The 26,790-nt window shown below is 36.8% G+C and carries 18 protein-coding genes; 1 reads left to right on the top strand and 17 read right to left on the bottom strand.

The window, feature by feature from the left end; genetic code table 11:
* Nucleotides 1-271: 271 nt before the first annotated feature.
* The 16 genes from FEU33_RS12070 to uvrB all read right to left on the bottom strand — a co-directional run bounded on the left by FEU33_RS12070 (nucleotide 272) and on the right by uvrB (nucleotide 25,336).
* Nucleotides 272-1,174 carry a fumarylacetoacetate hydrolase family protein gene (locus FEU33_RS12070; RefSeq protein ID WP_146549608.1) on the bottom strand — a complete coding sequence of 301 codons (903 nt, stop codon included), beginning with the start codon at nucleotides 1,172-1,174 and terminating at the stop codon, nucleotides 272-274.
* A 41-nt stretch (nucleotides 1,175-1,215) separates the two neighbouring features.
* Nucleotides 1,216-2,409, bottom strand: coding sequence for a DUF418 domain-containing protein (locus FEU33_RS12075; protein ID WP_244951017.1), 1,194 nt, complete (start codon nucleotides 2,407-2,409; stop codon nucleotides 1,216-1,218).
* Between the two features lie 13 nt (nucleotides 2,410-2,422).
* A complete protein-coding gene (gene addA, locus FEU33_RS12080; RefSeq protein ID WP_146549609.1) occupies nucleotides 2,423-6,097 on the bottom strand; it encodes a helicase-exonuclease AddAB subunit AddA in 3,675 nt (1,224 codons plus the stop codon).
* Nucleotides 6,081-9,587, bottom strand: coding sequence for a helicase-exonuclease AddAB subunit AddB (gene addB, locus FEU33_RS12085; protein ID WP_146549610.1), 3,507 nt, complete (start codon nucleotides 9,585-9,587; stop codon nucleotides 6,081-6,083). The genes addA and addB overlap by 17 nt, the downstream gene beginning before the upstream one ends.
* A 194-nt stretch (nucleotides 9,588-9,781) precedes the next feature.
* Nucleotides 9,782-10,402 (bottom strand): TVP38/TMEM64 family protein, encoded by a 621-nt coding sequence (locus tag FEU33_RS12090; protein WP_146549611.1) that lies wholly within the window; start codon nucleotides 10,400-10,402, stop codon nucleotides 9,782-9,784.
* A gap of 437 nt (nucleotides 10,403-10,839) precedes the next feature.
* The gene (locus FEU33_RS12095) at nucleotides 10,840-11,070 is read right to left on the bottom strand and encodes a CsbA family protein (protein ID WP_146549612.1); all 231 of its coding nucleotides are present in this window, start codon (nucleotides 11,068-11,070) and stop codon (nucleotides 10,840-10,842) included.
* 12 nt (nucleotides 11,071-11,082) lie between these two features.
* Complete coding sequence (locus tag FEU33_RS12100) at nucleotides 11,083-12,252, bottom strand: PDZ domain-containing protein (RefSeq protein ID WP_146549613.1); 1,170 nt, start codon at nucleotides 12,250-12,252, stop codon at nucleotides 11,083-11,085.
* Nucleotides 12,253-12,447: 195 nt separating this feature from the next.
* Nucleotides 12,448-13,887 carry a S41 family peptidase gene (locus tag FEU33_RS12105; RefSeq protein WP_146549614.1) on the bottom strand — a complete coding sequence of 480 codons (1,440 nt, stop codon included), beginning with the start codon at nucleotides 13,885-13,887 and terminating at the stop codon, nucleotides 12,448-12,450.
* 77 nt (nucleotides 13,888-13,964) lie between these two features.
* Nucleotides 13,965-14,546 (bottom strand): peroxiredoxin family protein, encoded by a 582-nt coding sequence (locus tag FEU33_RS12110; RefSeq protein ID WP_146549615.1) that lies wholly within the window; start codon nucleotides 14,544-14,546, stop codon nucleotides 13,965-13,967.
* 2 nt (nucleotides 14,547-14,548) lie between these two features.
* On the bottom strand, nucleotides 14,549-15,175 hold the full coding sequence (locus tag FEU33_RS12115; protein WP_146549616.1) for a hypothetical protein: 627 nt from the start codon (nucleotides 15,173-15,175) through the stop codon (nucleotides 14,549-14,551).
* A gap of 356 nt (nucleotides 15,176-15,531) precedes the next feature.
* Nucleotides 15,532-16,818 (bottom strand): murein hydrolase activator EnvC family protein, encoded by a 1,287-nt coding sequence (locus FEU33_RS12120; RefSeq protein WP_146549617.1) that lies wholly within the window; start codon nucleotides 16,816-16,818, stop codon nucleotides 15,532-15,534.
* 77 nt (nucleotides 16,819-16,895) lie between these two features.
* Nucleotides 16,896-17,780, bottom strand: coding sequence for a permease-like cell division protein FtsX (ftsX, locus tag FEU33_RS12125; RefSeq protein ID WP_146549618.1), 885 nt, complete (start codon nucleotides 17,778-17,780; stop codon nucleotides 16,896-16,898).
* On the bottom strand, nucleotides 17,770-18,456 hold the full coding sequence (ftsE, locus tag FEU33_RS12130; RefSeq protein WP_146549619.1) for a cell division ATP-binding protein FtsE: 687 nt from the start codon (nucleotides 18,454-18,456) through the stop codon (nucleotides 17,770-17,772). The genes ftsX and ftsE overlap by 11 nt, the downstream gene beginning before the upstream one ends.
* A 388-nt stretch (nucleotides 18,457-18,844) precedes the next feature.
* Entirely contained in the window at nucleotides 18,845-20,053 is a 1,209-nt protein-coding gene (locus FEU33_RS12135) for a DUF4097 family beta strand repeat-containing protein (RefSeq protein WP_146549620.1), read from the bottom strand.
* A gap of 430 nt (nucleotides 20,054-20,483) precedes the next feature.
* Nucleotides 20,484-23,348 (bottom strand): excinuclease ABC subunit UvrA, encoded by a 2,865-nt coding sequence (uvrA, locus tag FEU33_RS12140; protein WP_146549621.1) that lies wholly within the window; start codon nucleotides 23,346-23,348, stop codon nucleotides 20,484-20,486.
* 5 nt (nucleotides 23,349-23,353) lie between these two features.
* Nucleotides 23,354-25,336, bottom strand: a complete 1,983-nt coding sequence (uvrB, locus tag FEU33_RS12145; RefSeq protein ID WP_146549622.1) for an excinuclease ABC subunit UvrB — start codon at nucleotides 25,334-25,336, stop codon at nucleotides 23,354-23,356.
* Between the two features lie 467 nt (nucleotides 25,337-25,803).
* Here uvrB and FEU33_RS12150 point away from each other — a divergent pair, with 467 nt between their 5' ends.
* Entirely contained in the window at nucleotides 25,804-26,376 is a 573-nt protein-coding gene (locus FEU33_RS12150) for a competence protein ComK (RefSeq protein ID WP_186725827.1), read from the top strand.
* On the opposite strand, the gene FEU33_RS12155 is transcribed toward FEU33_RS12150, so the two are convergent.
* A complete protein-coding gene (locus tag FEU33_RS12155; RefSeq protein ID WP_146549624.1) occupies nucleotides 26,342-26,719 on the bottom strand; it encodes a YhjD family protein in 378 nt (125 codons plus the stop codon). The genes FEU33_RS12150 and FEU33_RS12155 overlap by 35 nt on opposite strands.
* Nucleotides 26,720-26,790 lie beyond the last annotated feature (71 nt).

The following is a 26,790-nucleotide window of genomic DNA, read 5'->3' on the forward strand; positions in this document are numbered from 1 at the left end:
CGTAGTGAGGGTTTTCCCCATTTTTCCACTGTCTATGAGTGCACCCATACAATTGCTTTTGTAGACAGCTGATTCTCTTCCTCGTATCGGCGAACCACCGCACCAAGAGAACCAATCCAACTCTAAAAATCAACTTTCAAAACCATAAATCCGAAAGAAAAGTTGGATTTCGATCAATAAAAATGGTCATATTATCGTTTTTCAATGTGGCTCTCCTTGAATCTCTTGAGAGTCTTACTGTTTGTCCTATCGAATCAATTCATCAAGTCAATTATTCGAAGCGGTTTACTAAAGTACCGATGCCTTCGATAGAAACTTTGACAATATCGCCGGCTTTCAGAAATTGTGGTGGGTTCATCCCTTTTCCTACACCAGCTGGAGTTCCAGTTAAAATGACATCTCCAGGTTCTAACGTAACAATCTTTGATATTTCTACGATTAACTCTTCCACTGTGTGCATCATATCACCAGTGGAACCGTTTTGTCGTACTTCATCATTGACCTTTGTTACAACTGTTAGATTTTGTGGATTAGGTATTTCATCTTTCGTTACTAAATAAGGACCCATTGGGCATGCACCATCTAAACTTTTTCCTAAGAAGAATTGTTTATGCTTTGTTTGTAAATCACGTGCAGTAATATCATTGGCAATTGTATAGCCAAATACATAGTCAAATGCTAAACTCTTAGGAATGTTTTTGCCCTTTTTCGCGATGACAACAGCTAGCTCACCTTCATAATCTAATGCTGAAGTGATATCAGCATGTACAGATAAAGTTTGTTCATCGGCAGCTATAGATGTTGGTGCTTTCGTAAAGACCACAATATCTTCTGGAGCATGATCCGCTCCCATTTCTTTCGCATGTTCATTATAGTTTTTACCAATACAAATAATATTTTTAGTTGTACGAGGTATTGGTGCTAACCATTCAATTTCTGAAAAATCACGTTTAAATTGTGACGGATCCTCTAATTGTTGCGCCGCTCTTACTAGTTTACGAGTTTGCTCTACAAACTCATAGCCATTGGTCATTCCTTCTACAATCGTCGCCGCATAAGAAGGAAGTACTTGAAGCTCTTTTTGAATGGCTAGTACGTCCCAAACAGCCTCTTCCCTTTTTACTTTTGGCCCAAAGCTTAAAATGTTGTTATAACGAAAAGATAATATTTTCATGAATATCCGGAACTCCTTCTTTTTTTATCATGATACATCATTTATTGATTTATTTCCTCTTTTTTCAGCACAGATTTCCCATAAATTATTCTCTTCCACGCTGCTTCAATCGGTCCTTGCTTAAATAACATGAACCAGATCGTCGCAAAAATAAGTTGGATCGCATAGATACCGACAGCTAACCATGTTGCTGTATCTACCCCAATTTTACCATAAAGACCTAACCCAAAATGATAAAAAATGAGTGTACAAATAATGGATTGTGTTATATATACCGTCAGTGACATTCTTCCAGCCTTTGCTATTGGAGATAGCATCTTTGTTGCATATGGAATACAGCAAAATAAGACCATTACACTCGCATAACCTAACGCTAAAATCGGTCCGCCAAAATATGTTTGAATATAATCTAAAAAAGAATTACGCTCGAATGCGTACGGCAAAAATTTCAAATAAATACCAAGTGGTACCATAACGATTGCGAGTATACTCCACAAAACGTATTTGCTTTTTGCCTTCTCGATCAATTGCCATTTTGAAGCAGCTGCTCCCATTAGCATATAAGGCAAAATCGTGAATAACGCCATTAGCCACATACCGGGTGAAAATTGAATAGATAAATCGACTAAACGCTGCATGAATACATCAGTCCAAGAACCTGCCCCATATGCCTTTACAGCATCTTCCATAGATTCTATATCAATAAATTGAGATGGATCAGTACCTGAAGGATCAGCCAAAGAAGCTAATCCTACTAGCATTGCCATCATTCCATTAATCCCAATATAAAAGATCAACCCAATGGTTAATAAAAATCCCGGTCTTAACCGAATAAGTGCTATGAGTACTAAACCACAAAAAGCATACGTCATTAAAATATCTCCCCACCATATCAAAAAGGCATGGAACATCCCAATGATGAATAGAACAACAAGTCGCTTGATACTAAATTTATAAAAAGAATCTCCTAAACGGGTCGTCTTTGTGTACTGCATCGCAAGCCCATAGCCAAAAAGCATGGAAAACAACGGATAAAAACTTCCCTGTACAAAAACATCTAAAATTTCGTGATATTCCTTATCGATCGGAACCGTAAACCATGTCTTCAAATCTATATGTGGCATAGGCGTACTAAATGCGAACATATTCACTAATAAAATACCAAGTAAACTAACACCTCGCAAAATATCTAACGTATCGATTCTTTGTTTACTCGTTGTCGGTGTACTGTTCAATGAAAATTTCCTCCTACAATTGGACTGGACATCTTGCATCGAAAGAATAAATGATTTTTTCATGTATATCAATCTGCAAAATTTCCTCTAGCGCTTTCTTATACAATGAAAGCTGGACATCATATCGGTGAATCATTTCTTTTTGTAAGCCTTCTATTGTTTTCATATTTGGTTGAATTCGATCCGTTTTATAATCAAGCAGCACCCACAGCCCATTTTGTTCTTGGAATAAACAATCAACAACACCTTGTACAATTTGGGTGTCACCATCATGATCTTCAAGGCTAATCGTAAATGGTAATTCTCGATACATTTCTTTCGCCGTCATAAATCGCTGTCCAATCTCCGTTTCAAAAAACGTGATAATCTTTTCTTCTTGTACAGCGGAGCCTTCTTCTTTCGTTAAAAGTTGACGTTCCACTAATGTCGTAACAAATTGCCGTACTGATTCTTCATCGTGCAGGCCCTCTTGAGGTATATGCTGCATAACGGTGTGCATGGCTGTCCCAACTTCTGCCGCTGTCAATGAGCGCTGTTGCAAAAACGCAGGTCTTGTTGCGACTCGTTGCTGATGGGATGAAGAAGTACTTAAAAATTGTTCTGGTTCTTCTCGTGATTCCAAATTTTGAATACGTTTCAACTCACTTACAGATGTTTTAGAACGTTTAGTAATCGCATGCTCAAATGCATAGGGTGTATCAAAGCGACTTTGGATTTCCTTCAAAATAGCTTCATCAACTGGTTGCGCTTCATATACATCTACATTTTCCTCTATATCCTCATCATTCTTCGCCGTTTTCAACTCGTCCGTATCGATAACCGTTAATTTCCAATGGGATAATTCTGAATCGTTTTCTTCATTCCTTTCAAAATCAGGATGTCTGGCAAAAGCAGGCCCAATCCAATCTAAATAATTTTTCGCCTTTGCTCGAAGAAAGTCTGGAAGTTTGTCCCCTTTTGGTATCTGTTGTGATTCTCTCCATTTCTTCTTCGTCTTTTCCCAGTCTTTTACTGATCCCACCAAATATAATTTTTCTTTTGCGCGCGTCATAGCAACATATAACACACGCATTTCTTCAGATTTCATCTCTAAAGCTTTCTTTTCCACCATTGCTAAAAATGGCAGGGATTTATACTGAAGACGCTTTTCTGGATCAATCATTTTGACAGCCAAACCAAATTGTGGATCAAATAAATATGGTAAATGGAAATCCATCTTATTAAACTCTCTGCCAAGCCCTGCAACAAAAACAAATGGAAATTCCAACCCTTTCGAAGAATGGATCGTCATTAATCGAACAACATTTTCCTTTTCACTAATCGCACGTGCTGCCCCCAAATCATCTCCCCGTAAACGCATCCGTTCTACAAATCTTAAAAAGCGGAATAATCCACGAAATGATGTTTTTTCATAAGCAATGGCTCGGTTATGCAATGCACGTAGATTTGCCTGACGCTGCTTTCCATTAGACATAGCCCCGACCATTTCGTAATAATTCGTATCCGTGTAAACACGCCATATGAGATCCGCTAACGAACCACGTCTAGCTAAATCACGCCAATCTTCTAGTTGCAATAAAAATCGTTGTAGCTTTTCTGCAGTGACTGATTGAAGACCAGATCCTTCATCACGAACAAATTGCTTTAATGCCTCATAAAAAGATGCTTTCGGATTAGCTAAACGAATACTAGCTAATTCATTTTCAGTTAAGCCAACAAATGGAGCCCTTAAGACAGAAGCAAGTGGAATATCCTGAAATGGGTTATCAATGATTTTCAACGTATTGAGCATAATCATGACTTCAAGTGCTTCAAAATAGCCTGTGGAAATTTCCGCGTAAAGAGGAATCCCTGCAGTTTTGAACTCTTCCATGATGTCAACAGACCAAGTCATCGAACGCATCAATATAACAAAATCTCGATATTCAACAGGTCTCTCTTCCTTTGTCCAAGGATCGTATACGACCATATCTGAATCGATAATACGTTGTATTTCTTTGATGATATATCGTGCCTCTTGTTGCGATTTTTTCAGCTCTTCTTCTTCTAAAAGGTCTTGGTCTTTTTCATCTGCTTCTTTTTCAGTTGTGTGTAAAATAACAAACTCAAGCGGCATCTCTTTTGGATCATAAGGAGCCTGTGGTTTTAAAGCCGCAGCTGCGTCATACTCTACTTCCCCAACCTCTTCTCCCATCACTTGTGAGAAAATATAATTCGTCCCATGCAGTACTTCTGGACGACTACGGAAATTGGCATTCAAGTCAATACGTAACCCTGTATCAACTGGATTTTCATGAAAAGTCAAATATTTATGCAAAAATAACGTTGGCTCTGCTAGACGAAAACGATAGATAGATTGTTTCACATCACCAACCATAAACATATTGCCCGTTGAAGTATCACCGCTTTTCACAAGCTGTAAAATCGCTTCTTGTAAACGGTTTGTATCTTGATATTCATCGACCAACACTTCTTTAAAATGCTGACGATAATCAAGAGCTACTGAAGAAGGAACAAGCTCACCATCTACTTCATCTGTTAAAATCGCTAAAGCAAAATGCTCCAAATCTGAAAAATCGACTAAACCTTTTTCATTTTTGGCTTTGCCATATTGTTCACTAAATTGGATAGCTAAATTTACAAGTGTTTCAATAATCGGCTTCATCAAACGAATTTCTTCCAACAATTTTTCTGGAGAGCGTTTAAAAAAAGTATTGATAGGCTCTTCAAACATGGCCTTTGCTTGACTTCTTTTTTCCTTCGCGAGATTTAATAGCTCTTCATCACAGCTTCCCTTTTTTTGTGGTTTCGCACGATCCATTTTGGCCGTTTGAAAAAAGATATAAGCCTCTTCCCAGTTTTTTTCTACAAAACGCCTTGCTTCTCTGAACAAGATTAGATCTTTTTGAGCAGTATCTCCAAAAGCAAAGGGTCCATCTGGTTGTAACGACAACTGATGAACTTCTTCCATTAAGCAGATGGCTCCATCAATATTATGTAAGATAGATTTTTGGATATAGGGTGTAATATCTAAATCATCGATGGTCGTATTTTCTTCCACATCATAGCGCTTTGGCAATGACTTTAGCCATTTCATTGGTTCTGGATTTACTCTAGACGTTTCATATAGCTTATTGAGTAAAACTTCAATCGCTTGGTCATCACGATCAGAAGTAAAACTATCAACTAAGCGATAAATATCTTCTGCGCTTTCACTATCATAGGCAGCTTCCAACACTTCTGCCAAAATATCATCTTTCAACAAAGCCGCTTCGGTATCATCAGCAATCCGAAAACCTGGATCAATATCTAGCAGATAGGCATATTGCCGAACAATATTTAAGCAAAATGAGTGTAATGTCGAAATTTGAGCCTTATTGATGAGGCTAAGTTGTCTACGTAAATGCTTGGATTGTGGATTTTTACGAATTTCTTTTTCCAGTGCATTGGCCATCCGATGACGCATTTCGGCAGCAGATGCATTCGTAAACGTTACAACGAGTAGTTGATCTACATCGATTGGAGCTGTAGTCGAAATAACTTTTTCAATCATTCGATTGATCAGAACAGCCGTTTTTCCTGAGCCTGCTGCAGCCGAGACTAATATGTCTTGTCCAGAAGCCCAAATAGCTTTCCATTGCGCATCCGTCCAAGTTGCATCCTCTGGTTTTTTAGGAATTTGTATCATCTTGTCCACCTTCTTTACGTATTTTTTCGATGATCTCCGTTGGCTTCTCTACGTATAATTGGCGATAATGTTGAGCTGGATCTGTTGTATCAAATTGACAAACACTCTTATATGAGCAAAATTCGCATGCTGTTCGCTGTTTCATCCTAAAAGGACTGATATCTGTATGACCTTCTAAAATTTCTTCTCCTGCTTTTTTATGTTTATTTCGAACAAAATATTGCAATGATTTCATATCATTTGGACTAATGATCGAGGAGAGATTGGGTGAGGTGCTGCCATCCTTTTTCATATACACAGGAACTACTTGAGAATAACCTCCAGATGATGTCAACTGATCATCCATTGCAATAATAGAATCATAATTGTCTAATAGTAAACCACGCATTTTGAAATCCTTTAATCGTTCTTTTTCAGCTTCTTCTACTGTTAAACGATTATCGGGGCTCAGCATTGGATTATGGACGTGGATATATAATATGCCCCCTGCCTCCGCATGAATCGGCAGCCATTCCTCAGAATTAGTAATGGCAACATCTAAATAAGTGAGCATCTGTAATGACAAGCCATAGTACACATCATTTAAATCTAATTTATGTGCAGAAGATTTATAATCCACCACACGAATATAAGGTTTGCCATTGATAGTTGTAGCATCGATTCGATCAATACGCCCCCGCATTTGCATTTTCTTATGATCTTTCAATTGAATAACAAGCGGTGGTAGTGGTTCGTGTGGGCCAAATGCAGCTTCAAGCGCAATAGGCTTAAACCCTGAAACTTTTGCATGTTGGCTCAGAGATTGCAATGTGCGTTGTACGATATGCGTTAATTTACGTGCAATATAACGATAACGTGCCGTACTAAGTAAAATCTGATGATACAGCAATGGTGAAATTTCCTCCACGGCTTTTTTCGCTAATAATGCACATTGCTCATTTGACAATTGTGCCCATGTCAGCTTCATGCGATCTGTTTCTTCCGCAATCCATTTCAACGCTGCATGAAATAAATCACCAATTGTTGGCGTTTCTAAACGATACTCCGCTCTTTCCTCTAGTTGCAAACCATATGTCGAAAAATGGGCAAATGGACAACGATAAAATTTTTCAATACGAGAAATACTAGAGGTCAGTGTCGATCCATACAATGCTTCTGTCATTTCAGGTGTAAGTTTTTCCGCCTTGTTATGCGTTTTTAAAGGCCTCATTAGTCTTTCTAACACTGTTTTCCAATAGGGATCTTCTTCATAATAACGTTGCAACGCAAGCCATTCAGAGCCTATTTGATGGTCTTCTTGATGTAAACGGAGCTGTTTCATCAAATAGGCTAAGGAAGTCCGTGGGTGCATGATATAAGATAATGCACTCTGTTCTTCTAGTGATTCACTAGGATCAAGGAAAGCAATGGTTTTCTTGATGTTTTCCAACTGATCTTCTAAACGTTTTATATAAAGAGATGGCAATAGCGCTTTACTTTCCTCATCTGCCAACGCATAGGATACAATCAGTCGATCAGATGCCATTGTAAAAGCATGGTAAGTAATAAATTCTTCTTCTAGTAATCTTGTCTTTGAGGTTGGAGCAATTTCATATCCAGTTTGCAAAAACCATTCACGTTCGGAATCCGCCAGTAGCCCCTCATAATCCATACGTTTCGGATAAACGCCTTCATTGACACCAATCACAAAAACAGCTTTCATCTTTGACAAACGTGCAGTATCTGCATTGGCAACAGTTACTTGATCTAGAGATGGTGGAATGCGTGAAAACTCTAATGTATCAAAGCCTTCATCCAAAATTTCATAGGCTTCGTCCAATGTCATGGTTTGATCGCCAAATAGCATCACAAACTGATCTAATATCTCTATCCAATGATTCCATGCTTGTTCATGCTCACTCGCTTCTAGTAAACGCCCTTTATCCATTTCGTAATCTTTTAATGCCTGTAATTTATCAAAAACTTCTAAACCCTCTATGAAATTATATAAAGCTGTAACCATTTCTCTTCCTGTTTTTGCTTCTTTTAATTGATCTTCGAGGTCTTTTAATGGTTCGCGGACTTTCGCACGCATGGCTTCAATTTCTTGTTGATAGGCACGTTCTTCATCTGTTTGTCTTTTGGTGAATAACTCTAAACCACGATATTTTTTATAGTACCAGCGCTTTTCTTCAAACCAGCGTTTTCCATAAATCCCTTGTGCAAGCACAAAATTTTCAAGTATATCTGCTCGTTCTCTCCAAACCTGAATATCCGAAGTAACAGGGAAAAACAAATCGGTTTTTATTGCCCGGAAAATAGGCTCATACTTCCAATCAGAGCGAATCGCTTCCAACACAGATCGACTGAACTCAATAAGTGGATGATGAAGCATCGGCTTTTTCTGACTGACAAACACAGGTATATCATATTGAGGAAATATAGTTGCGATCAATGGATCATAGACATCTGTTTGACGATATACGATCGCCATATCTCTGTAACGCATCTTCCCTTTTTGCGTCAGATCTCTCATTTTTCGAGCGATGGCATGAATCTCTGAGCGTCGATTAGCCGCTTCAATGATTTCTACACTGCCATCACTTTCTTGTTGAACTGGCGGGAACACTTCAAATTGACTTTCAATATGCCGTAAATCAGCTGTATGAAATCGATATTGCTCTGTACAATGATCAGTCGGTTCTACTTCTATACCATTTTCAAAAGCTATCTCTTTCAATCTTACATATGTGCGAGCAGATTGATAGAACAACGCCTGTTCATCATCTGCATCCGTTTCTGACTCCATCGGCAATACAACTGTCACTCGATGAGCAACTTTTAATAGTTCCTGAACTAGTTCAAATTCTCGCGTTGTAAAAGCTGTAAATCCATCTATATAAATATCCGCTTGGCGAATCATTTCTGAGTGAACTAGCTGTGCGGTTAATAGCGGATAATATCCTTCACTATCAATATATGTAGTTCCCAAAGTATTTTCGATTGCTTGTACTAATAGATGTAGATCATGGACTTTATCTTGTAACGTTTTTGGTGCGTCTATTTGTTGGAAATTTTCTTCTAATTGTGATAATGCAGCACTGTCTAAACTATATCGGCTAAACTCTTTCAATAAAGATTCCATTTCAGCCGTGAATCCCCGTTTATCCGCTGCTTTACGAAATAGAGCAAATTCTTCTTTATGATTTTCTAATAATTTGCGAATAAGCATACGGTATCCGAAACCATTTATTTCTTTTCGACTGATGCCGCCAGTTTCTTGTAAAATCCGCCACGCTAAACGTTTAAAGGTGGTAACTTGTGCTCTTATGATCCCTTTTACATCATAGTCATGCGTCATATCATACTCTGTTGAAAAAGACATTTGATCTGGGACAATTAAAAAAATGAAGGAGCTAATCGGTTGCTCTTTCACCTTTTTCATGATCTCTTGTTGAATAAATGTCGTTTTTCCAGTACCCGAACGTCCTGTTATCATACGGAGTGACATCTAATCCCCTCCTTTCGTATTTTATTCCTGTATGGGCAGGAAGTATGTCTCTTACTTCAAAACACTAGCAAAAGTAGAGAAACAATTGCCTGCAGCATTTCGATTGGATCAATGACACCCAGTGAAATCGAGCACTCACTGGTTGAAATTTCACTGTATAACCTTATTATATCACCAAAAAAGAACAAATGTTCTTATTTATTTCTACTTTTCGAATACTCCCGCATATTTTTTTCTACTTTTGCATTCATTCTTGCTTCCACTTGTTTACCGCCCCACCATAATAGGATGATAATCAAAACGATTAGGCATGTCCGAATCGGCTTTGTAATTAAAGCGTGTAGATCTGAACCAATCCAACTGATGATGAAAATCATGATGAATTTTGCAAGCATAATCGTGATTAAATAATTCTTTTTCTTTAAATTCGATAAACCGGCTACTATATTGACCAATGCGGATGGCGTAAATGGGAAACAAAGCAATAAAAATAAAGGTGTAAATCCTTGATATTCTACCCAATGGATTAATTTTTGGACCGCATGCTTTTTCGTAATCGCACGAAAAACTTTACTTTTTCCAAATTTGCGTATAATCAAGAAAACGCAATATGACCCTAAAACAGCCCCACTCCACGAAAATAAGAATCCCCACCATAATCCATATGCACTTGCATTAGCTACTACAAAAGCGGCTAATGGCAAAAATGGTAAAAATGATTCCAAAAATGGTAACGCAATGGCTAAGAGAGTACCAATTATGCGATATTGTTGTGCTAATGTTTGAAAATTTTCAATGGATAACCAATCTGGCACTCCTATTGCCTCCTTCAAATCTTCCATCTAATGATTTTTATCACTCTTCTATTAGGAGCGCTTTAAACACCTATAAGTTTCAAAAAATCGCAAGTATATCATACGTTAGTTCTTTCCATCCATTATACAATAGATACAGGATTCTTTAGAGTGCAAAGAACTGTTTTTTCTCCAATTTTTCGTTTCTTTTTTAAGTTGCAACCGTATTGTGAACAAAATCTTCACATATAAAAAAGCACCCCAAAAGTTAGATTGTTTGATCTAACTTTGGAGTGCATATCATGGAGCCACTAAGAAGGGCATTCAGCTCCAAAACATAATACAAATCAGCCTTTTTAGTTCATAAGATAAAAACGAAAGAAAGGACGAAATTTTATCTGTAAAAAGGTGATACTATCGTTTTTTGTAGCCGCCATATTATTTAGATAGCGTATTCTTTAATGCTTATTCCGATTCACCATTTTATTAGCATACCAGAAACCAACCGTTAGAGAAACCGCATCTACAACATACAAAGCGGGTGGGTGGGTGTAACCTGCATAAATGGACACAGCCATTAATGCTACCGAAAGCGCTAGACCTACATAATGTTGAAATGTAATTTGCGTAAATAGTACAACTAATAGACCTGGTAAAATAAGTGCCATCAAAAATTTGATTACCGACATCTTTTTCACTCCTTATCTTACAACGAGCAAACCGATCCTAAAATGATCATGACGATAAATAACATGTTGTCTTAAACGAACTTCACCATCTTGATCAAGTACTTCTAGCCGACAATGAGCAGCATTTACTTGTAACGCCTCATAAAGTTCTTCTTCTGTTTTAACTGAAATACCATTCACTTTACGAATACATTCACCAACTTGAATGCCCATTGCTTCAGCAGGAGAATCCGGTAAAACCCCAACCACCATAACACCTGAATCTTGTGGTGTTACAGCATAGCCGCCATGTCTTTCACTGATCGAATAAATAATGGAGATCAATGCTCGTCCAACAACTGCTACGCAAACGGCAGCAATCCCCATAACAGGGAAGAAATAAGCGATGATTGCTTCGATTAATACAAGTGCCCCTAATAATTGCACGGTTTTGCCCAATTGAGGATAAAAATGTACTGGAAGCATTTTGCGAGAACGTTGTTGGAAACCAATGATTATCGGTACAAGGATCAGTGAAAATGAGTCGCTCCCCAATGTAAACTGTGGCCAATATGGCACAAACTCTTGGATTGCACCTCCTGGTAATACAAAGAAAATAGGAAGCAGCCATAATCGTTTGGCCAAATAAACAGCTGAAGGTAAGCCACGTTCTGTTTTTAATATTTTCGGAGACGCAATTTTAAATGCTTTTTTGGCAATTAAATAACCTTCTGCAATCAATAAAAGACCGATCATACATGGAATCGTGACGAGCATTCCTATATGCATCGATGCACTTGTTACATCCCAACTCAAGAAACGCCATGAACTATCAGTTATATATGTATACCACATCATGATAAATGCAATCCCTAAAGGGTAAGCTGCAGAAGCTAAATGATAATAGAATGTGAGTAAACATAAAACACCTACAGCCGCACTTAACACGATAAATTGAATTGGCACAACTAAGCCAACCACAATACTAATGATCGAAATGACCAGTCCTAATAGCCAACCTTCCTTGAACATTAATATAAAATCAGACCAGCCCCAGAAAATTCGTATATTAAAAGATTTTCTTTCTCCTTTTACCCGGCGATACCCAATTAAAATAGAGAAAATTATAGCGACATATAATAACGGATTTAAAAAGAAACGGCCGATGCCTTTTACTAGTTCCATAATGATGTCCAAAAACATTAATTTGCATCACCTTTCAAATTTTTGCTATATATAGTGTTCTTTTCATTGTACCAAACGACCGTTTGAAAACGAAGTCTTTTCCTCTATATCCGAACTAAATAACTATGTTTGGGTCACTTTCATAAAGCAAAACTTCACACAGTGGGATTTTCCTCATCCCTCACTAGGTGTTAGTTAAATCAAGCAAGCTTTTTACTGATTTATTTTTTGATTTAAAAATCCTACTGCCATTTTTAATTGTAAATCATTATTCAAATCATCTCTATATTTTACCATTTCCTCACGCAATGCAAATAGAAAAGATTCATCCATTTCCTTATTGTTATTCTTTAAATCATGTTTTTTACTATATTCACTAACTGATTCTGCGGTTGTTCGATCAAAATAGCCATCTACTCGATTGATTGGATAACCTTGTGCTTTTAGTACTTCTTGAACAGCTTGAATACTTTCAGAAAAATCTCCCTCCACAAAATGCCCTGCCATTGGTGGTAGGTTCATATGATATAGTGCATTTTGTTCTACCTCTAAAGTTGGTTTAATGCCCTTCCCATGAATCCATTCACGCTGCGGGGTTAACCATTTATGAGTAGAAAGCTTTAGCTCCCCGCCATTTGATAATGGCCATGTTTCTTGTACAGTTCCTTTACCAAAACTTTTTACGCCAACAATAGCCGCTCGATTCAAATCTTTTAAAGCTGCACTCAATACTTCACTGGCAGAGGCACTTCCTTCATCCTGCAATAAAACAGTCGGTAATTTTTTTAGCTGCTCATTATATTTATATGCCATATCCTTTTTCACTAATTGTAAGGGTTCCTGATATCCAACTGCATCTTCCATATAAGCAAATGTTGTATTTGGTTTGACCAAACTACCAATAATTTGCGCGACACTCTTTAAATAACCTCCTGGATTGCTCCGGACATCAATAATGAGTGCAGAAACATTTTGTTTGATCATTTCATTAGTGTTTTTATACCACTCTTCTGCTGTTTTTTCTCCAAATACTGAAATAGAAACATAGCCAATATTTTTCCCTTCAGAAACTAGTACTTTACTGGTAACGGATTTCTGTGCTATTGCAGCCCTTGTTATATTTAGTTCAACATGACGTTCCTCAGAAGGTCTATAAACAGTGATTTTCACATTCGTGCCTGCTTCACCGCGAATAAGAGCTAAGAGTTCTGTTAATGTTTTACCATCCGTACGCTCTTTTCCGACTTGAACAATCTCATCATATGATTTTAACCCCGCCTTTTCAGCTGGTGAATCCTTCATAGGAGATACAATGATAAAACGTCCTTGACTTTCTGTAATTTCCGCACCAATTCCTACCCGTTCATCCGATAATTGCTCCCTATGCATCTTCGCTTCATCCTTCGTATAGTATGTACTATACGGATCTTTCAGCGCCCCTGCCATCCCATTTATAGCACCTTCAACCAGCTGATTTTCAGATGTTTCATGAACAGATTCTTTACGAATTAAATCATATGCCTCCTCAACAGATTGCAAAATACCCTGTTCCTCTTTTACGGCCTTGTCCGTTTTCTGGTACTTCCAAAAGGCAAAAATCCCAATACAAACTAAAAGTATTATACATAAATAAAGCCACCATTTTCTTTTCATCTCGTCCCTCCTATATCCATTTAAATGTATGAATAGAGGACAAAAATTAAAACTTGAAAATGGTGGATACGTCTTTATTATTTTATAGAAGCGATCGTTTTTATCATCATTTCTTGATCCATTGGCCCCTTAATTATCTTTTGGATCACTCCCTTTGTATCTATGATAAATGTAGTGGGAATCGTCATAATTTCATATTGTTTTTGCTGTTCTCCTTTTGTATCTAATAGAACTGGATATGTCATTTCATACGATTTTATAAAATCACGAATATAATCTTCATCTTTGTCCGATTTGGTTAAATTCACAGCAAGGATTTCAACATGATCTTTCTTCGCATGTTTTTTATAATATTTTTCCATATGAGGGATTTCTGCTTTGCACGGTGGACACCAAGTGGCAAAGAAATTTAAGATAACTTTTTGTCCACGATAATCAGAAAGTTTTATTTCTTTTCCATCAAGTGTTTTTAAAGAGAAATCTGGAGCCATTTGATTAATTTCAATCCCGCTTTTGGTTTTATTATTGACCTCGGTTGAAACTTGAGTAGAAGATGTATCCATTTTCTCCCCTTCAGCTACTTTAGATTTCACTAAATTTGTTAACGCAATCGCAATTAACGCTAATATTAATAGTAATCCAAAAATTTTCTTTTTCAACGTTATATCCTCCTAGGTTGCAAAAATATCCTGAATAAGACGAGCAGCAATGTCACCAATACAGATACTTGCCAAATACCCAATGGCTGTAGCGAAGCAATGAACAAATGTGTACAAAAGAATAGAAGTAACAATTGCCTATGCCATATAAAACCTGCTTTACTTTTCCAAAATGCTATCATCATCCAACATGAAAAACTAATGATCGTCAAAGCTTTTTGCCATAATAGAGCATCATTCAAAATAGCCATCCATATTTGATAAAAACTTTGGCTAAGAATACTGGCTAAAAATAGGGATTGTAAATCTTCCTCTATGAAACCTCGTCTTCGTAATTTTTTCCAAAGTGTCAATAGCATATACAACATACCTATTATTAATCCAATCATACCACCATTGAAGTAAAGCATTGTTAACGGATGCTTTATAACTAATGAATAATCTGTGACAATCACGCTAAATTTCCAAATCAATATAAGCTCAAGCATCGCATCAACAAAAATAGATACAACTTCTTTTTTATATAATATACCTAATATCAGACCAACTATGACTATACTAAGAAGAAAAGCAACCCAAGTTGATGGCATTGTAAGTGATTTGATGCTATACCATTCAGTTATCTGCACTTGTTATTCTCCCCCTAGCCTCTCCTTATACCCTATACCGTATATTAAATGATTGCATTTTGCAACAAAAACAACTCATTTAAATTTCTATTTTAATAAAGTGAAGCTTCCATCAGTGAGGGTTTTCTTCATCCTTCGCTGAACTAGAGGAACTTAAGCGAAGACGCCACGTCCTATGGCAACAGCTGAGTAACCAATATCCTGCCCATCCAAACCAATCGGGCGCATGCGGCAGTTGATCCCCAACCTATCTTTCTCGTCTCTCTAAACCCTGAGGTGGGTGTCTTACTGCCCGTTAACGCGGGATAAAAAAGCTATTGAAGATAAACATATCCTATCCTCAATAGCCTCTTTTATTATAATGATATATATCGTAACGGGTTCACTGCACCGACTTGCTGTCCTTGCCATGCCGTTGTATGAATCTCAAAGTGTAGATGGCTTCCATATGCTCTTCCTGTTTGACCCATATAGCCAATGACTTGTCCCTTTTTTACAACCTGTCCGACTTTTGAATTATATCCACTCAAATGTGCATACACAGTGGTGAATGTATGTCCGTTAATAGAATGAGTAATCATGATAACATTTCCGTATGTAGACAATGGACTTGCTCTAAAAACGACACCATCTGCCGCAGCTACAATGGGGGTTCCCTCTTTATTGGCTAGATCGACACCATAATGGAATTCAGGGCCTGCCCCTATATTGCGCCACCCAAACCCTGATGTTAGTCTGCCATTCGTTGGTTTTGTCCATGTACCGCCTGCGACTTCAGGAATATCGCCCGTTTCGCCTGCATTAGATACGGTAGTAGTTGAATTTCTAGCCGCCTCTGCTTGTTTTCGAGCTACCTCTGCTAATCTAGCCTGTTCTTTTGCAATATCTTTTTCAACTTCTTTGCTAATATTCAGTGCCTCTGAATATTCACTTTCCAATAATTTCTTCTCTGATTTTAGTTTGCTTTGCTCATTTTCTAACTTGTCTATCAATAGGTTTTTATCTTGTTTTTGAACATCTAATGTCTTTCGCAGCAAATGAAGCTCATCACGATAAAGCTCCTGCTTTTGTAACTTTTCTTCAAGTGTCCCCTTTTGCTCTTCAAGCTTGTTCTGATCTTTTTGTTGCTCTTGTATGATCAATCGGTCTGCTTCCAGCAATGTATTGACCGCAGATACTCGATCGACAAAATCAGCAAAATTCTTAGCCTTTAGGACAACATCGATATAGCTGACTTTTCCACCATTTTCCTGGATAGCCCTTGCACGTTTTTTGAGGAGTTGGTTACGTTCATCTATTTTTTTTTCTAGATCCGTAATAGACGTTTTAAGAAGATTGATTTCCGATGTTGTTGCATCAATCTTCCCTAAAACATTTGAGATTTTCTTATCTGCTTCTAAAATTTTTGTATCGAGCTTTGAAATCTGCTCCATCATGTCATCCATTTTCGATTCATTATTATCAATCTTTTTTGATTTCTCTTGAATATGAGAATTCAACTCAGATTTTTTTTGGTCCAATTCTTGTTGCTTATTCTTTAAATCATTGATAGATTCTGCATTAACTGTGATAGATGGAATAACTAATGTTAGAGCTAATGTTGCGGTAATTACGCTCGTTAAACTACTTCCTTTTTTGTTCAACTAGTGAACCCCCTAATCTCTATCAAATATTCTATTTTCACAAATCATACGAAAGGTAATAACCGAGCAGCCTTTCATTATACTTTCAAAAATTTTCTTACGGACATGAAACTACCCCAAACACCAATTACAACACCCATCAACAAAATCAATAAATCGATTTCAAAGATAAATGGCATAACATCTAAAATTTGAAAAATTTCTCCTTGTAACCTCGGTGCAACTGCTTTGTGTAGCTGAGCATATAATATCGACACAGCTGTCATTGGAATAATCGATCCTAATAAACCTAACCACATACCTTCCAAAACAAATGGAATACGTACAAACCAGTTTGTAGCACCTACTAATTTCATAATCTCTATTTCTTTTCTTCTTGCTGTAATCGTGATTTTAATCGTATTTGAGATTAAGAATGTTGCCGTTAAAAGTAATGCGATAATCAAAACGATTCCTACATTTCTACTAACATTCAAAAAGTGGAATAGTTTTTCAATTTTGCCTTTTCCATAAAGTACTTCATATGTGTTATCTAATGCATCAATTTTTTTCGCTACTTTTGCTGTTTGTTGCGGATTTTCTGCTTTTACATAAAGGACATTACGTAGCGGATTACTTTGTTTAAATAAACTTAAATCATCACCAAAATCCTTGATCAAACCGTTTAGCTCGTGCTCTTTCGAAGAATATTTGATTGATTCGACACCTGGCATGCCCTTAATCTGCTGTTGCAATGTTTCTTCAGCTGTTGCATCTGCCTGTAAATCAATAAGCACTTTGATTTCGACGTCATTTTCTAAATCATCGGCCACTTTGTTTAAATTCATCATAATGACCATAAACACACCAACTAATAGTAAAGTGACTGTTACAGCACTAACCGAAGCAAAAGTCATCCATCCATTTCTACCTATTGATTTGACACTTTCTCTGATGTGACGACCGACAGTGCTAGATTTCATAACCGTAGTCACCTCCATGTTCATCACGAACAATAAGACCGCCCTCAATAGCTATAACTCGACGTCGCATATTATTGACGATCTCTCTATTATGCGTTGCCATAATGATCGTTGTTCCTCTAGCATTGATCTCTTCGAACAACTTCATGATTTCCCAAGAAGTATCAGGATCCAAGTTACCAGTAGGCTCATCCGCAATGACCACTTTCGGTACATTGATAATAGAACGCGCAATAGAAACTCGTTGTTGTTCTCCACCTGATAATTCATCTGGGAACATTCTTACTTTGCTCTTCAAACCGACTAAATCTAACACGTCCATTACACGTTTTCGGATTTTTGAAGGGTTTTCTTCAATTACTTCTAATGCAAATGCTACATTTTCATATACATTCAACCTTGGCAATAGCTTAAAATCTTGGAAGACAACGCCAATTTGTCTTCTTAAATAAGGCACTTCCTTGTTCTTCAATGTTGATAAATTCATACCATTGACAAAAATCTCCCCAGAAGTTGCTTTTTCCTCACGATACATCATTTTAATAAATGTCGATTTTCCTGCACCGCTAGGTCCAACGATATAGACAAATTCACCTTGGTTAATCTTTATATTAAGTCCATTAATCGCAACTACTCCATTTGGGTATTTCTTGTAGACATTCTTCATTTCTATCATTTTCTGACCACCCATTTTATAGTAAAACATAACCAATTCCATTCAAGCTTATTATATCATTGAACTATTTGTCTATTATTACAGTAATATTTCAAATCAATTTAATATATTTTTTTGTCTTTACTTAGAAGATATTCGATAATTTACAGGAATTCTGTTTAAAAAAGAAAAGAACATATAAAGTGACAGGTGTATTGATTATCTAATTTTCCCCACAAGTATATAGTGTACTCGCCGATTTCCGCTACGGCCTGCCCGTTAAAGCGGGATAAATGGAGCCTAAACAGAAAAAAGTGATTTAAAAGTGTTAGACACTTTTAAATCACTTTATAGAAGACTATATTTCATTGCGATTATTCACCACAGAAAATAATGATCTTCAAATCTTTTATAAATTATATCTAACAACGGCTGAGCCTGTTTTAGTTTCTCCCTCAATGACTAACGTGGCTGTATTTTCAACTTTTTTCGAGAATTGAACAGTTTTTTGTAAAATTTGGCTTTGTTCATTTAATCGTTGAACATCCGGTAACCGAACATCCATTTTTCCTAAATTAGATGACACTTCGCCTTGTAATGAGATGGTGCTAGGAATATAAATTTCTACTGCGCCAGCAACAGTTTGTGCTTTAACACTTCTAGCCTCTTCAGAAGTTGTCGTCACAATAACGTGACCGTTGACAGAATCTGCTTCAATTTCTCCTATCTTTCCGTCAATAAAAATACGACCATTCACTGTTTCCGCCTCTATCTCTTCTCCAGTAGCATCTCTAACTTCAATGGCCCCATTTGCTGTTTCTAAATCCAATCTTCTAAAGTTAAAAGATTTACAACTAATTCCACCATTCAATGTTTTGACCTTCAACTTTTCTAGATCAATATTATGAATAGTAAAACCGCCATTAAATTGATGGATCGTTGCTGTACTATATTGCTTTTCTGGAATATATAAAGTAACGTCAACACGAATTTTCTTGGTTGTACTAATGACACGTAACGTTCCATTATCATTCTTACAAATAAATTGCTCTTGGAATTCCTTCTCAATATTATCACTTAATTTTACAAAAGAAGGTCTTACACGATAGACAGCTTTTGCTGCTCCGTCAAGTGATGGTTTTATATCAATACTGCCGTTTGGAATATCAATGCTAATATTGTTGAAGTCTGTAGAATCAATGATTTCTTCTTTTTCAAAAGTAGTTGGTTCAACAAATGTCTTGTCGAAATCAAAATCTTTTATTTTTGAAAAAGTCGTATTGACCAAATCGACAAATTTAGTACTAAATTGCGTAAAATCCTTTTTCAAATCTTCGAAAAAGGTATCATCAATTTTCGAAGATTGATTTTTTTCAAACGATTGTCCTTGTTGCCCTGTAAATGAATCCTCTTTTGTATGCGAATCTGATGGAGCATCATGATATGACGAAGATTGTTCAGTTGTTGATTGTGAGTCTGTAATATTTGTATCCTGCGCTTGACGATCCACTGCTTGTGTTGAGGGTTGTTCTAGCTTCTCTAATAATACTAGTGCCTCTTGTGCTGAAATGGTGCCTTTTTCAACTAAGTCTAAAATACGTTTACGTTCATCTTGCATCCAAATGGCCTCCTTGTTCGTATTACTAATAGTTACGAATCACTTAGAAAAAAGTTTCATACTATCTTGCAAAATCCAATCACGAACTTTTTTAAAGCAACCCTGTCAATGGCTTTATCATTAATTATCCAAGGAAATTCTCGCGTTGTTCAAACATCCAAATCCAAACTTCTCACTGTGGAGCCTTCTCTTTACAACTGGATGTAATTGAATCAATCAGGCTTTTTCAGACAGTGGATTCCCTTCTACATCTTGATGTGATTGGCAGTGGGCTATGTTCATGCAAGGATAGACTACTGCTGATACTCTCCACTAAAAACAACAAAAATTGCCTCTAGCTTGAATGATTGTTGATCATCCTTGCAATATTCAACATTTTGCGGTTATGTTGCTCCGTTGTTTATCGCATTAAAAATAGTCGCATATACAACTATTTTTTGGCGCTGAGCACTGCCTCTTCTATGCGGCTACGATCTCGTTGTAAAATTTTCTTTAAATAAACGCCGGTGTAAGAGCCTTCCGTTTCAGCTACCTGCTCTGGTGTTCCCTTTGCAATAACAGTCCCACCTTTATCTCCACCTTCAGGCCCCATATCAATAATATAATCTACTGTTTTAATGACATCTAAGTTATGTTCAATAACCAATACCGTATCGCCATTGTCAACTAAACGTTGTAAAACCTTTAATAGGCGAGCAATATCTTCTGTATGAAGTCCTGTAGTCGGTTCGTCTAAAATATAAATGGATTTTCCATTAGAACGCTTATGCAACTCTGAAGCCAATTTTACACGTTGCGCTTCACCACCGGATAATGTGGTAGCAGGTTGCCCCAATTTAATGTATCCCAAACCTACGTCTACAATCGTTTGTAATTTACGAGCGATCTTCGGAATATTTTTGAAGAATTCTAATGCATCTTCAACAGTCATCTCTAGTACATCAGAGATGCTCTTATCTTTGTATTTTACTTCCAAAGTTTCTCGATTATATCGTTTGCCATGACATACTTCACATGGTACGTAAACATCTGGTAAAAAATGCATTTCAATTTTAATAATACCGTCTCCACGGCATGCCTCACATCGGCCACCCTTAACATTAAAACTGAAACGCCCTTTTTTATAGCCGCGTACTTTTGCTTCATTCGTTACGGCAAAAACATCACGTATATCATCAAATACACCTGTATATGTGGCTGGATTAGAGCGTGGGGTACGGCCGATTGGTGATTGGTCTACATCAATTACTTTTTCTAATTGGTCGATTCCTTCAATATCCTTCACTTCACCCGGTTTTATTTTTGCACCATTTAGCTTTTGAGCTAATGTTTTGTAAAGTACTTCATTGACTAATGTACTTTTTCCGGATCCAGAAACACCAGTAACTGCAATAAACACACCTAATGGAAGATCTACTTTCACATTCTTTAAGTTGTTTTCCTTGGCTCCTTTAATCTTTAAGTAACGACCATCTGGTTTTCTTCGTTCTAACGGCAGAGGAATAAATTTTTTTCCACTTAAATATTGACCAGTCAATGATTTTTTATTTTTCATCACTTGTTGTGGTGTACCAGCTGCAACAATTTCACCGCCATGTACGCCCGCTCCTGGACCAACATCGATTAAATAATCTGCCGCAAGCATCGTATCTTCATCATGCTCAACGACAATTAAAGTGTTTCCCAAGTCGCGCATACTTTGTAATGTTGCAATCAATCTATCATTATCACGTTGATGCAAACCGATAGAAGGTTCATCTAAAATATAAAGAACCCCTGTTAAACGCGATCCGATTTGAGTTGCAAGACGAATTCGTTGTGCTTCACCACCAGAAAGAGTTCCCGCTGAACGATTTAACGTCAAATAATCTAACCCTACATTGATTAAAAAGCTAAGGCGTTCTTGGATCTCTCTTAAAATTAGGTGTGCAATCTGCATATCCTTTTCAGATAATTTTAGTTCGCTGAAAAATGTGTAAGCCTCTTTGATTGATAATTCCGTCACTTCACCAATATGTCTATCTGCGATTTTCACTGCTAATGTTTCTTTCTTTAAACGATGCCCATGACAAGATGGACAAGGTTGCTGTGCCATATACTTTTCCATTTGTTCACGAATATAATCGGAAGATGTCTCTTTGTAACGACGTTCTACATTGTGCAAAACACCTTCAAATTGAATATCCTGATCGCGGATATTTCCAAAATCATTTTCATAGTGGAAGTGGATATAATCTTCCCCTGATCCATATAAAATTTTATCCATTTGCTCCTTTGGTATTTCTTTTATAGGTATATCCATATCAATTCCATAATGATTGCAAACAGCCTTTAATAATTGTGGATAAAATTGTGAACTTGTAGGAATCCAAGGCACAATTGCACCTTCGTTTAATGTCACATCCCAATCTGGAATAACAAGCGTCTTATCTACCTCAAGTTTCGTACCAAGGCCATCACATTCAGGGCATGCTCCAAATGGACTGTTAAATGAAAACATACGAGGCTCTAACTCTTCAATCGAAAATCCACAAATGGGGCAAGCATGATGCTCGCTGAATAGTAACTCTTCAATCCCCATTACATCGACCATAACACGACCATCAGCTAATTTTAATGCCGTTTCTAATGAATCGCTTAAACGTGATTCTATTCCTTCTTTTAATACAATACGATCAATGACTACTTCAATATTATGCTTTTTGTTTTTTTCTAATTCGATATGATCATCTAAATCGCGAAGTTCTCCATCTATTCGTGCACGTACATAGCCTTGTTTTTTTAAATCCTCTAATAATTTTACATGCGTTCCCTTTCGTCCTGATACCATAGGCGCTAATAATTGCAATTTCGTTCTTTCTGGATATTGTACGATTCGATCAACCATTTGTTCAATCGTTTGTGAAGTGATCTCAATACCATGTTCCGGGCAAATGGGTTTCCCCACACGCGCAAATAGTAAACGTAAATAATCATAGATTTCCGTCACGGTCCCTACTGTTGAACGAGGGTTTCGGCTCGTCGTTTTTTGGTCAATAGAAATCGCTGGTGACAATCCTTCAATCGCATCTACATCCGGTTTATCCATCTGTCCTAAAAATTGTCGTGCATAGGCAGATAAGGATTCTACATAACGTCTTTGTCCTTCTGCATAAATCGTATCGAATGCAAGTGATGATTTTCCAGAACCTGAAAGCCCAGTCATGACAACTAATTGGTCTCGCGGAATTTTCACATTGATGTTTTTTAAATTATTTGCTCGTGCGCCTTGTACAATGATTTCTTGATTTTTCAACATTCTCATCCTTCCGCTTTCAATTCTAAAATCGTATCCCGAAGTTCAGCTGCACGCTCGAAATCGAGTGCTTTTGCCGCTTCTTTCATTTCTTTTTCTAATGATTCTAGTAATGTTGTCTTTTCAGCTTTCGTTAACTTTTTACCATTTGTTGCTTTCGTTAAGTATGATTCTGATTTTTCTGCCGCCTGTGTTGCACGAATGACATCCCGAATTTCCTTTTGAATGGTTTTCGGTATAATATGATTTTTCTCATTATAAGCCATCTGAATAGTACGTCGGCGATTGGTTTCCTCAATCGCTTTTCTCATTGAGTCTGTTATTTGATCAGCATACATAATAACATGTCCATTCGCATTACGAGCAGCACGTCCAATTGTTTGAATAAGGGAACGTTCTGAACGTAAAAAACCTTCTTTATCTGCATCTAAAATGGTTACCAATGAAACCTCTGGAATATCTAAACCTTCACGCAACAAGTTAATGCCCACTAAAACATCATAAGTGCCTATTCGTAATTCACGAATGATTTCAATTCGTTCCAATGTTTTGATTTCGGAATGCAAATATTGAACTTTGATGCCCATTTCTTTTAAATAATCCGTTAAATCCTCTGACATTTTTTTCGTTAATGTAGTGACGAGTACCCGTTCATTTCGTTCAACACATTGTTGAATTTCATCGATCAGATTGTCAATTTGTCCTTCAATCGGACGTACTTCAATCTCAGGATCTAGCAAACCCGTTGGACGAATGATCTGCTCAACTGTTTCAGGCGTATGTTCTAACTCATAAGGTCCTGGTGTTGCCGATACATAAATGGCATTATGAATATGTTTTTCAAATTCTTCAAATCTTAATGGCCGATTATCCAATGCTGAGGGTAAACGGAATCCATGATCTACTAATACATTTTTCCGCGCCTGGTCGCCATTGTACATCCCTCGAATTTGCGGTAATGTAACATGGCTTTCATCGATAACTAATAAAAAATCTTCAGGGAAATAATCTAGTAATGTATAGGGGGTTACTCCTGGCTCTCGCAATGTTAAATGACGTGAATAGTTTTCAATTCCTGAACAAAAACCCATTTCACGCATCATTTCCAAATCATAATTTGTTCTTTGCTCTAATCGTTGGGCTTCCAATAATTTATCTTCTGCGCGTAGTTTTGCTAATCGATCTTTTAATTCATCTTCTATATTTTCAATGGCTTTTACTAATTTCTCTTCACGTGTAACGAAGTGGGAAGCTGGGAAGATAGCGATATGTTCACGATCACCTAATACTTCACCAGTCAGTGCATCGATTTCACGAATTCGATCGACTTCATCTCCAAAAAACTCAATTCGGATACATCGTTCATCGCGAGAAGCTGGGAAAATCTCAACTACATCTCCTCGAACTCTAAACTTACCACGAGTAAAGTTGATATCATTTCGTTCGTATTGAATATCTACTAATTTTCGTAATAATTGATTTCTTTCAATTTCCATACCTGTTCGAATAGAAACGACCATTTCTCGATATTCTTCCGGATTACCTAAACCATAAATACAAGAAACGGATGCAATAATAATGACATCTTCTCTTTCAAACAATGAAGATGTAGCAGAATGTCTAAGCTTATCAATTTCATCATTAATGCTAGCATCTTTTTCAATGTACGTATCTGTTTGTGGCACATACGCTTCTGGTTGGTAGTAATCATAATAACTGACAAAATACTCTACCGCATTATTGGGGAAAAACTCTTTAAATTCACTGTATAACTGTCCCGCAAGTGTCTTGTTATGTGCGATGACAAGAGTTGGCTTTTTCACTTCTTTTATGACATTCGAAATAGTGAAAGTTTTCCCTGTTCCCGTTGCTCCAAGTAGCGTTTGGTGCTTTTTACCTTGTTGCACACCTTCCACAAGTTGACGAATGGCCGTTGGTTGGTCTCCACTTGGTTTATAGTTCGAATGCAAATCAAATTCTTGCCCCATATTTTCTTCCTCCTCGCACGTTACCATCTAATGGCTATATTTTAACATAGCTGTTACCAAATATCGAGAAAATGACGAACGTACGTTTTAGCATTATACAACTTTCTTACTTGAATCACTTTAATTATCCAAAAACAGGAATATAGGTTATTTCAATATTTATTTCTGGCAAAGTTTTGCGAAAAAACAAATAAAAAACAGTTTATTTAAAGTCTTTCGCTCCAATCAAACTATTCATTTTGTTCAGATAAACCGTCCTTTTTACCAACTAAATGATTACTTTTGTCATTTTTGTGTACCAAATACTGTTTGATAGTATAGGAAAAACATCAAGAATTTGCAAACTTTTTATTTTCTCATCATATTTTCAGGTGAAAGCTGGTGATATCATACACAATTCATATTCAATTAATAGCTATTACATATTTCTTTAGCAAAAGATAAGAATCTCGAAGGAGGAAAGTATGATGGAATACGAAATCGTTAATCTTTATGATTTTTGTTTAACACCGAATATTTGCATGCTGAAACCAATTGTTTTGGATGGTCATAACTATTCGCTCATTTTAGAATTAGAAAAAACATATGTGGTACCCTGCACAATAATACGTTTAATGAATCGGATTTGTGCATCTTTAGGAACTAAATTAGATGCTACTTTAGAATATTCCAACAGTATTTTCAAAAATGTTCATCTCAAAAATAGTAGAGAGGAAAATATGATTAAGCTCCCTATTGTTTTATCGCTTATTAACCAATTTTATATTTTCTTTCCTACAGCTTCTCCTAAAAAGAAGCACAATTCATGGATCTTATGGCAAAATTTCAGAGGGCATTCTATTATTGGTGATCACGACGGTATCGGCCTGCATTTTAAGAACGATGTCTACACGGAAGAACAGATTAGTTTTGTCACTCTTTCGAGACAGCAATACTATGCGTCCATTTTATATTTTCGTCATATGGATGATATACTGCGGAAACATCATCCACTTGAATTACTATTTACTGCTCGCACTGACTTATTTCTTGCGCCTTAGCTAAATAATAGGACAATAATTCTTCTACATGGTTACGCAAACGGATATTCGAATAACGGCGTGAATCTTGTACACGCTGGTGCATAAAAATATATTCTGAAAACAGGTCATCTCGTTCCCCACGTAATACTTGTAGTTGATTTTTTCGCAAATAGCGTTTCGTATTCGCAAGTTCCTTTTGAACATATTGGATCGTCTGCTCAACTAATTTTAGATAGGGCTGTTTCAATTTAAAGGTTCCTTGTTCAAACGCTTGATAGTCTCTTTGGAGAATCTGCAAAACCATTGGTAAATAAATAACCTGTTCTAACATTTGGATTGCTTCTTTTGATAATTTTAACATCATTCCACCTCCAAATAAAGAACAAATGTTCTATTTTATATTTTACAACGATCCTAAATTTTTGACAAGTT

The sequence above is a fragment of the Rummeliibacillus suwonensis genome, from assembly GCF_007896435.1.
GTDB lineage: Bacteria > Bacillota > Bacilli > Bacillales_A > Planococcaceae > Rummeliibacillus > Rummeliibacillus suwonensis.

Coding starts and splice junctions, on each gene's coding strand:
- FEU33_RS12070 (WP_146549608.1), bottom strand. CDS start 1,174: ATGAAAATATTATCTTTTCGTTATAACAACATTTTAAGCTTTGGGCCA.
- addA (WP_146549609.1), bottom strand. CDS start 6,097: ATGATACAAATTCCTAAAAAACCAGAGGATGCAACTTGGACGGATGCG.
- addB (WP_146549610.1), bottom strand. CDS start 9,587: ATGTCACTCCGTATGATAACAGGACGTTCGGGTACTGGAAAAACGACA.
- FEU33_RS12095 (WP_146549612.1), bottom strand. CDS start 11,070: ATGTCGGTAATCAAATTTTTGATGGCACTTATTTTACCAGGTCTATTA.
- FEU33_RS12100 (WP_146549613.1), bottom strand. CDS start 12,252: ATGTTTTTGGACATCATTATGGAACTAGTAAAAGGCATCGGCCGTTTC.
- FEU33_RS12105 (WP_146549614.1), bottom strand. CDS start 13,887: ATGAAAAGAAAATGGTGGCTTTATTTATGTATAATACTTTTAGTTTGT.
- ftsX (WP_146549618.1), bottom strand. CDS start 17,780: ATGAAATCTAGCACTGTCGGTCGTCACATCAGAGAAAGTGTCAAATCA.
- ftsE (WP_146549619.1), bottom strand. CDS start 18,456: ATGATAGAAATGAAGAATGTCTACAAGAAATACCCAAATGGAGTAGTT.
- FEU33_RS12135 (WP_146549620.1), bottom strand. CDS start 20,053: ATGCAAGATGAACGTAAACGTATTTTAGACTTAGTTGAAAAAGGCACC.
- uvrB (WP_146549622.1), bottom strand. CDS start 25,336: ATGGGGCAAGAATTTGATTTGCATTCGAACTATAAACCAAGTGGAGAC.
- FEU33_RS12150 (WP_186725827.1), top strand. CDS start 25,804: ATGGAATACGAAATCGTTAATCTTTATGATTTTTGTTTAACACCGAAT.
- FEU33_RS12155 (WP_146549624.1), bottom strand. CDS start 26,719: ATGTTAAAATTATCAAAAGAAGCAATCCAAATGTTAGAACAGGTTATT.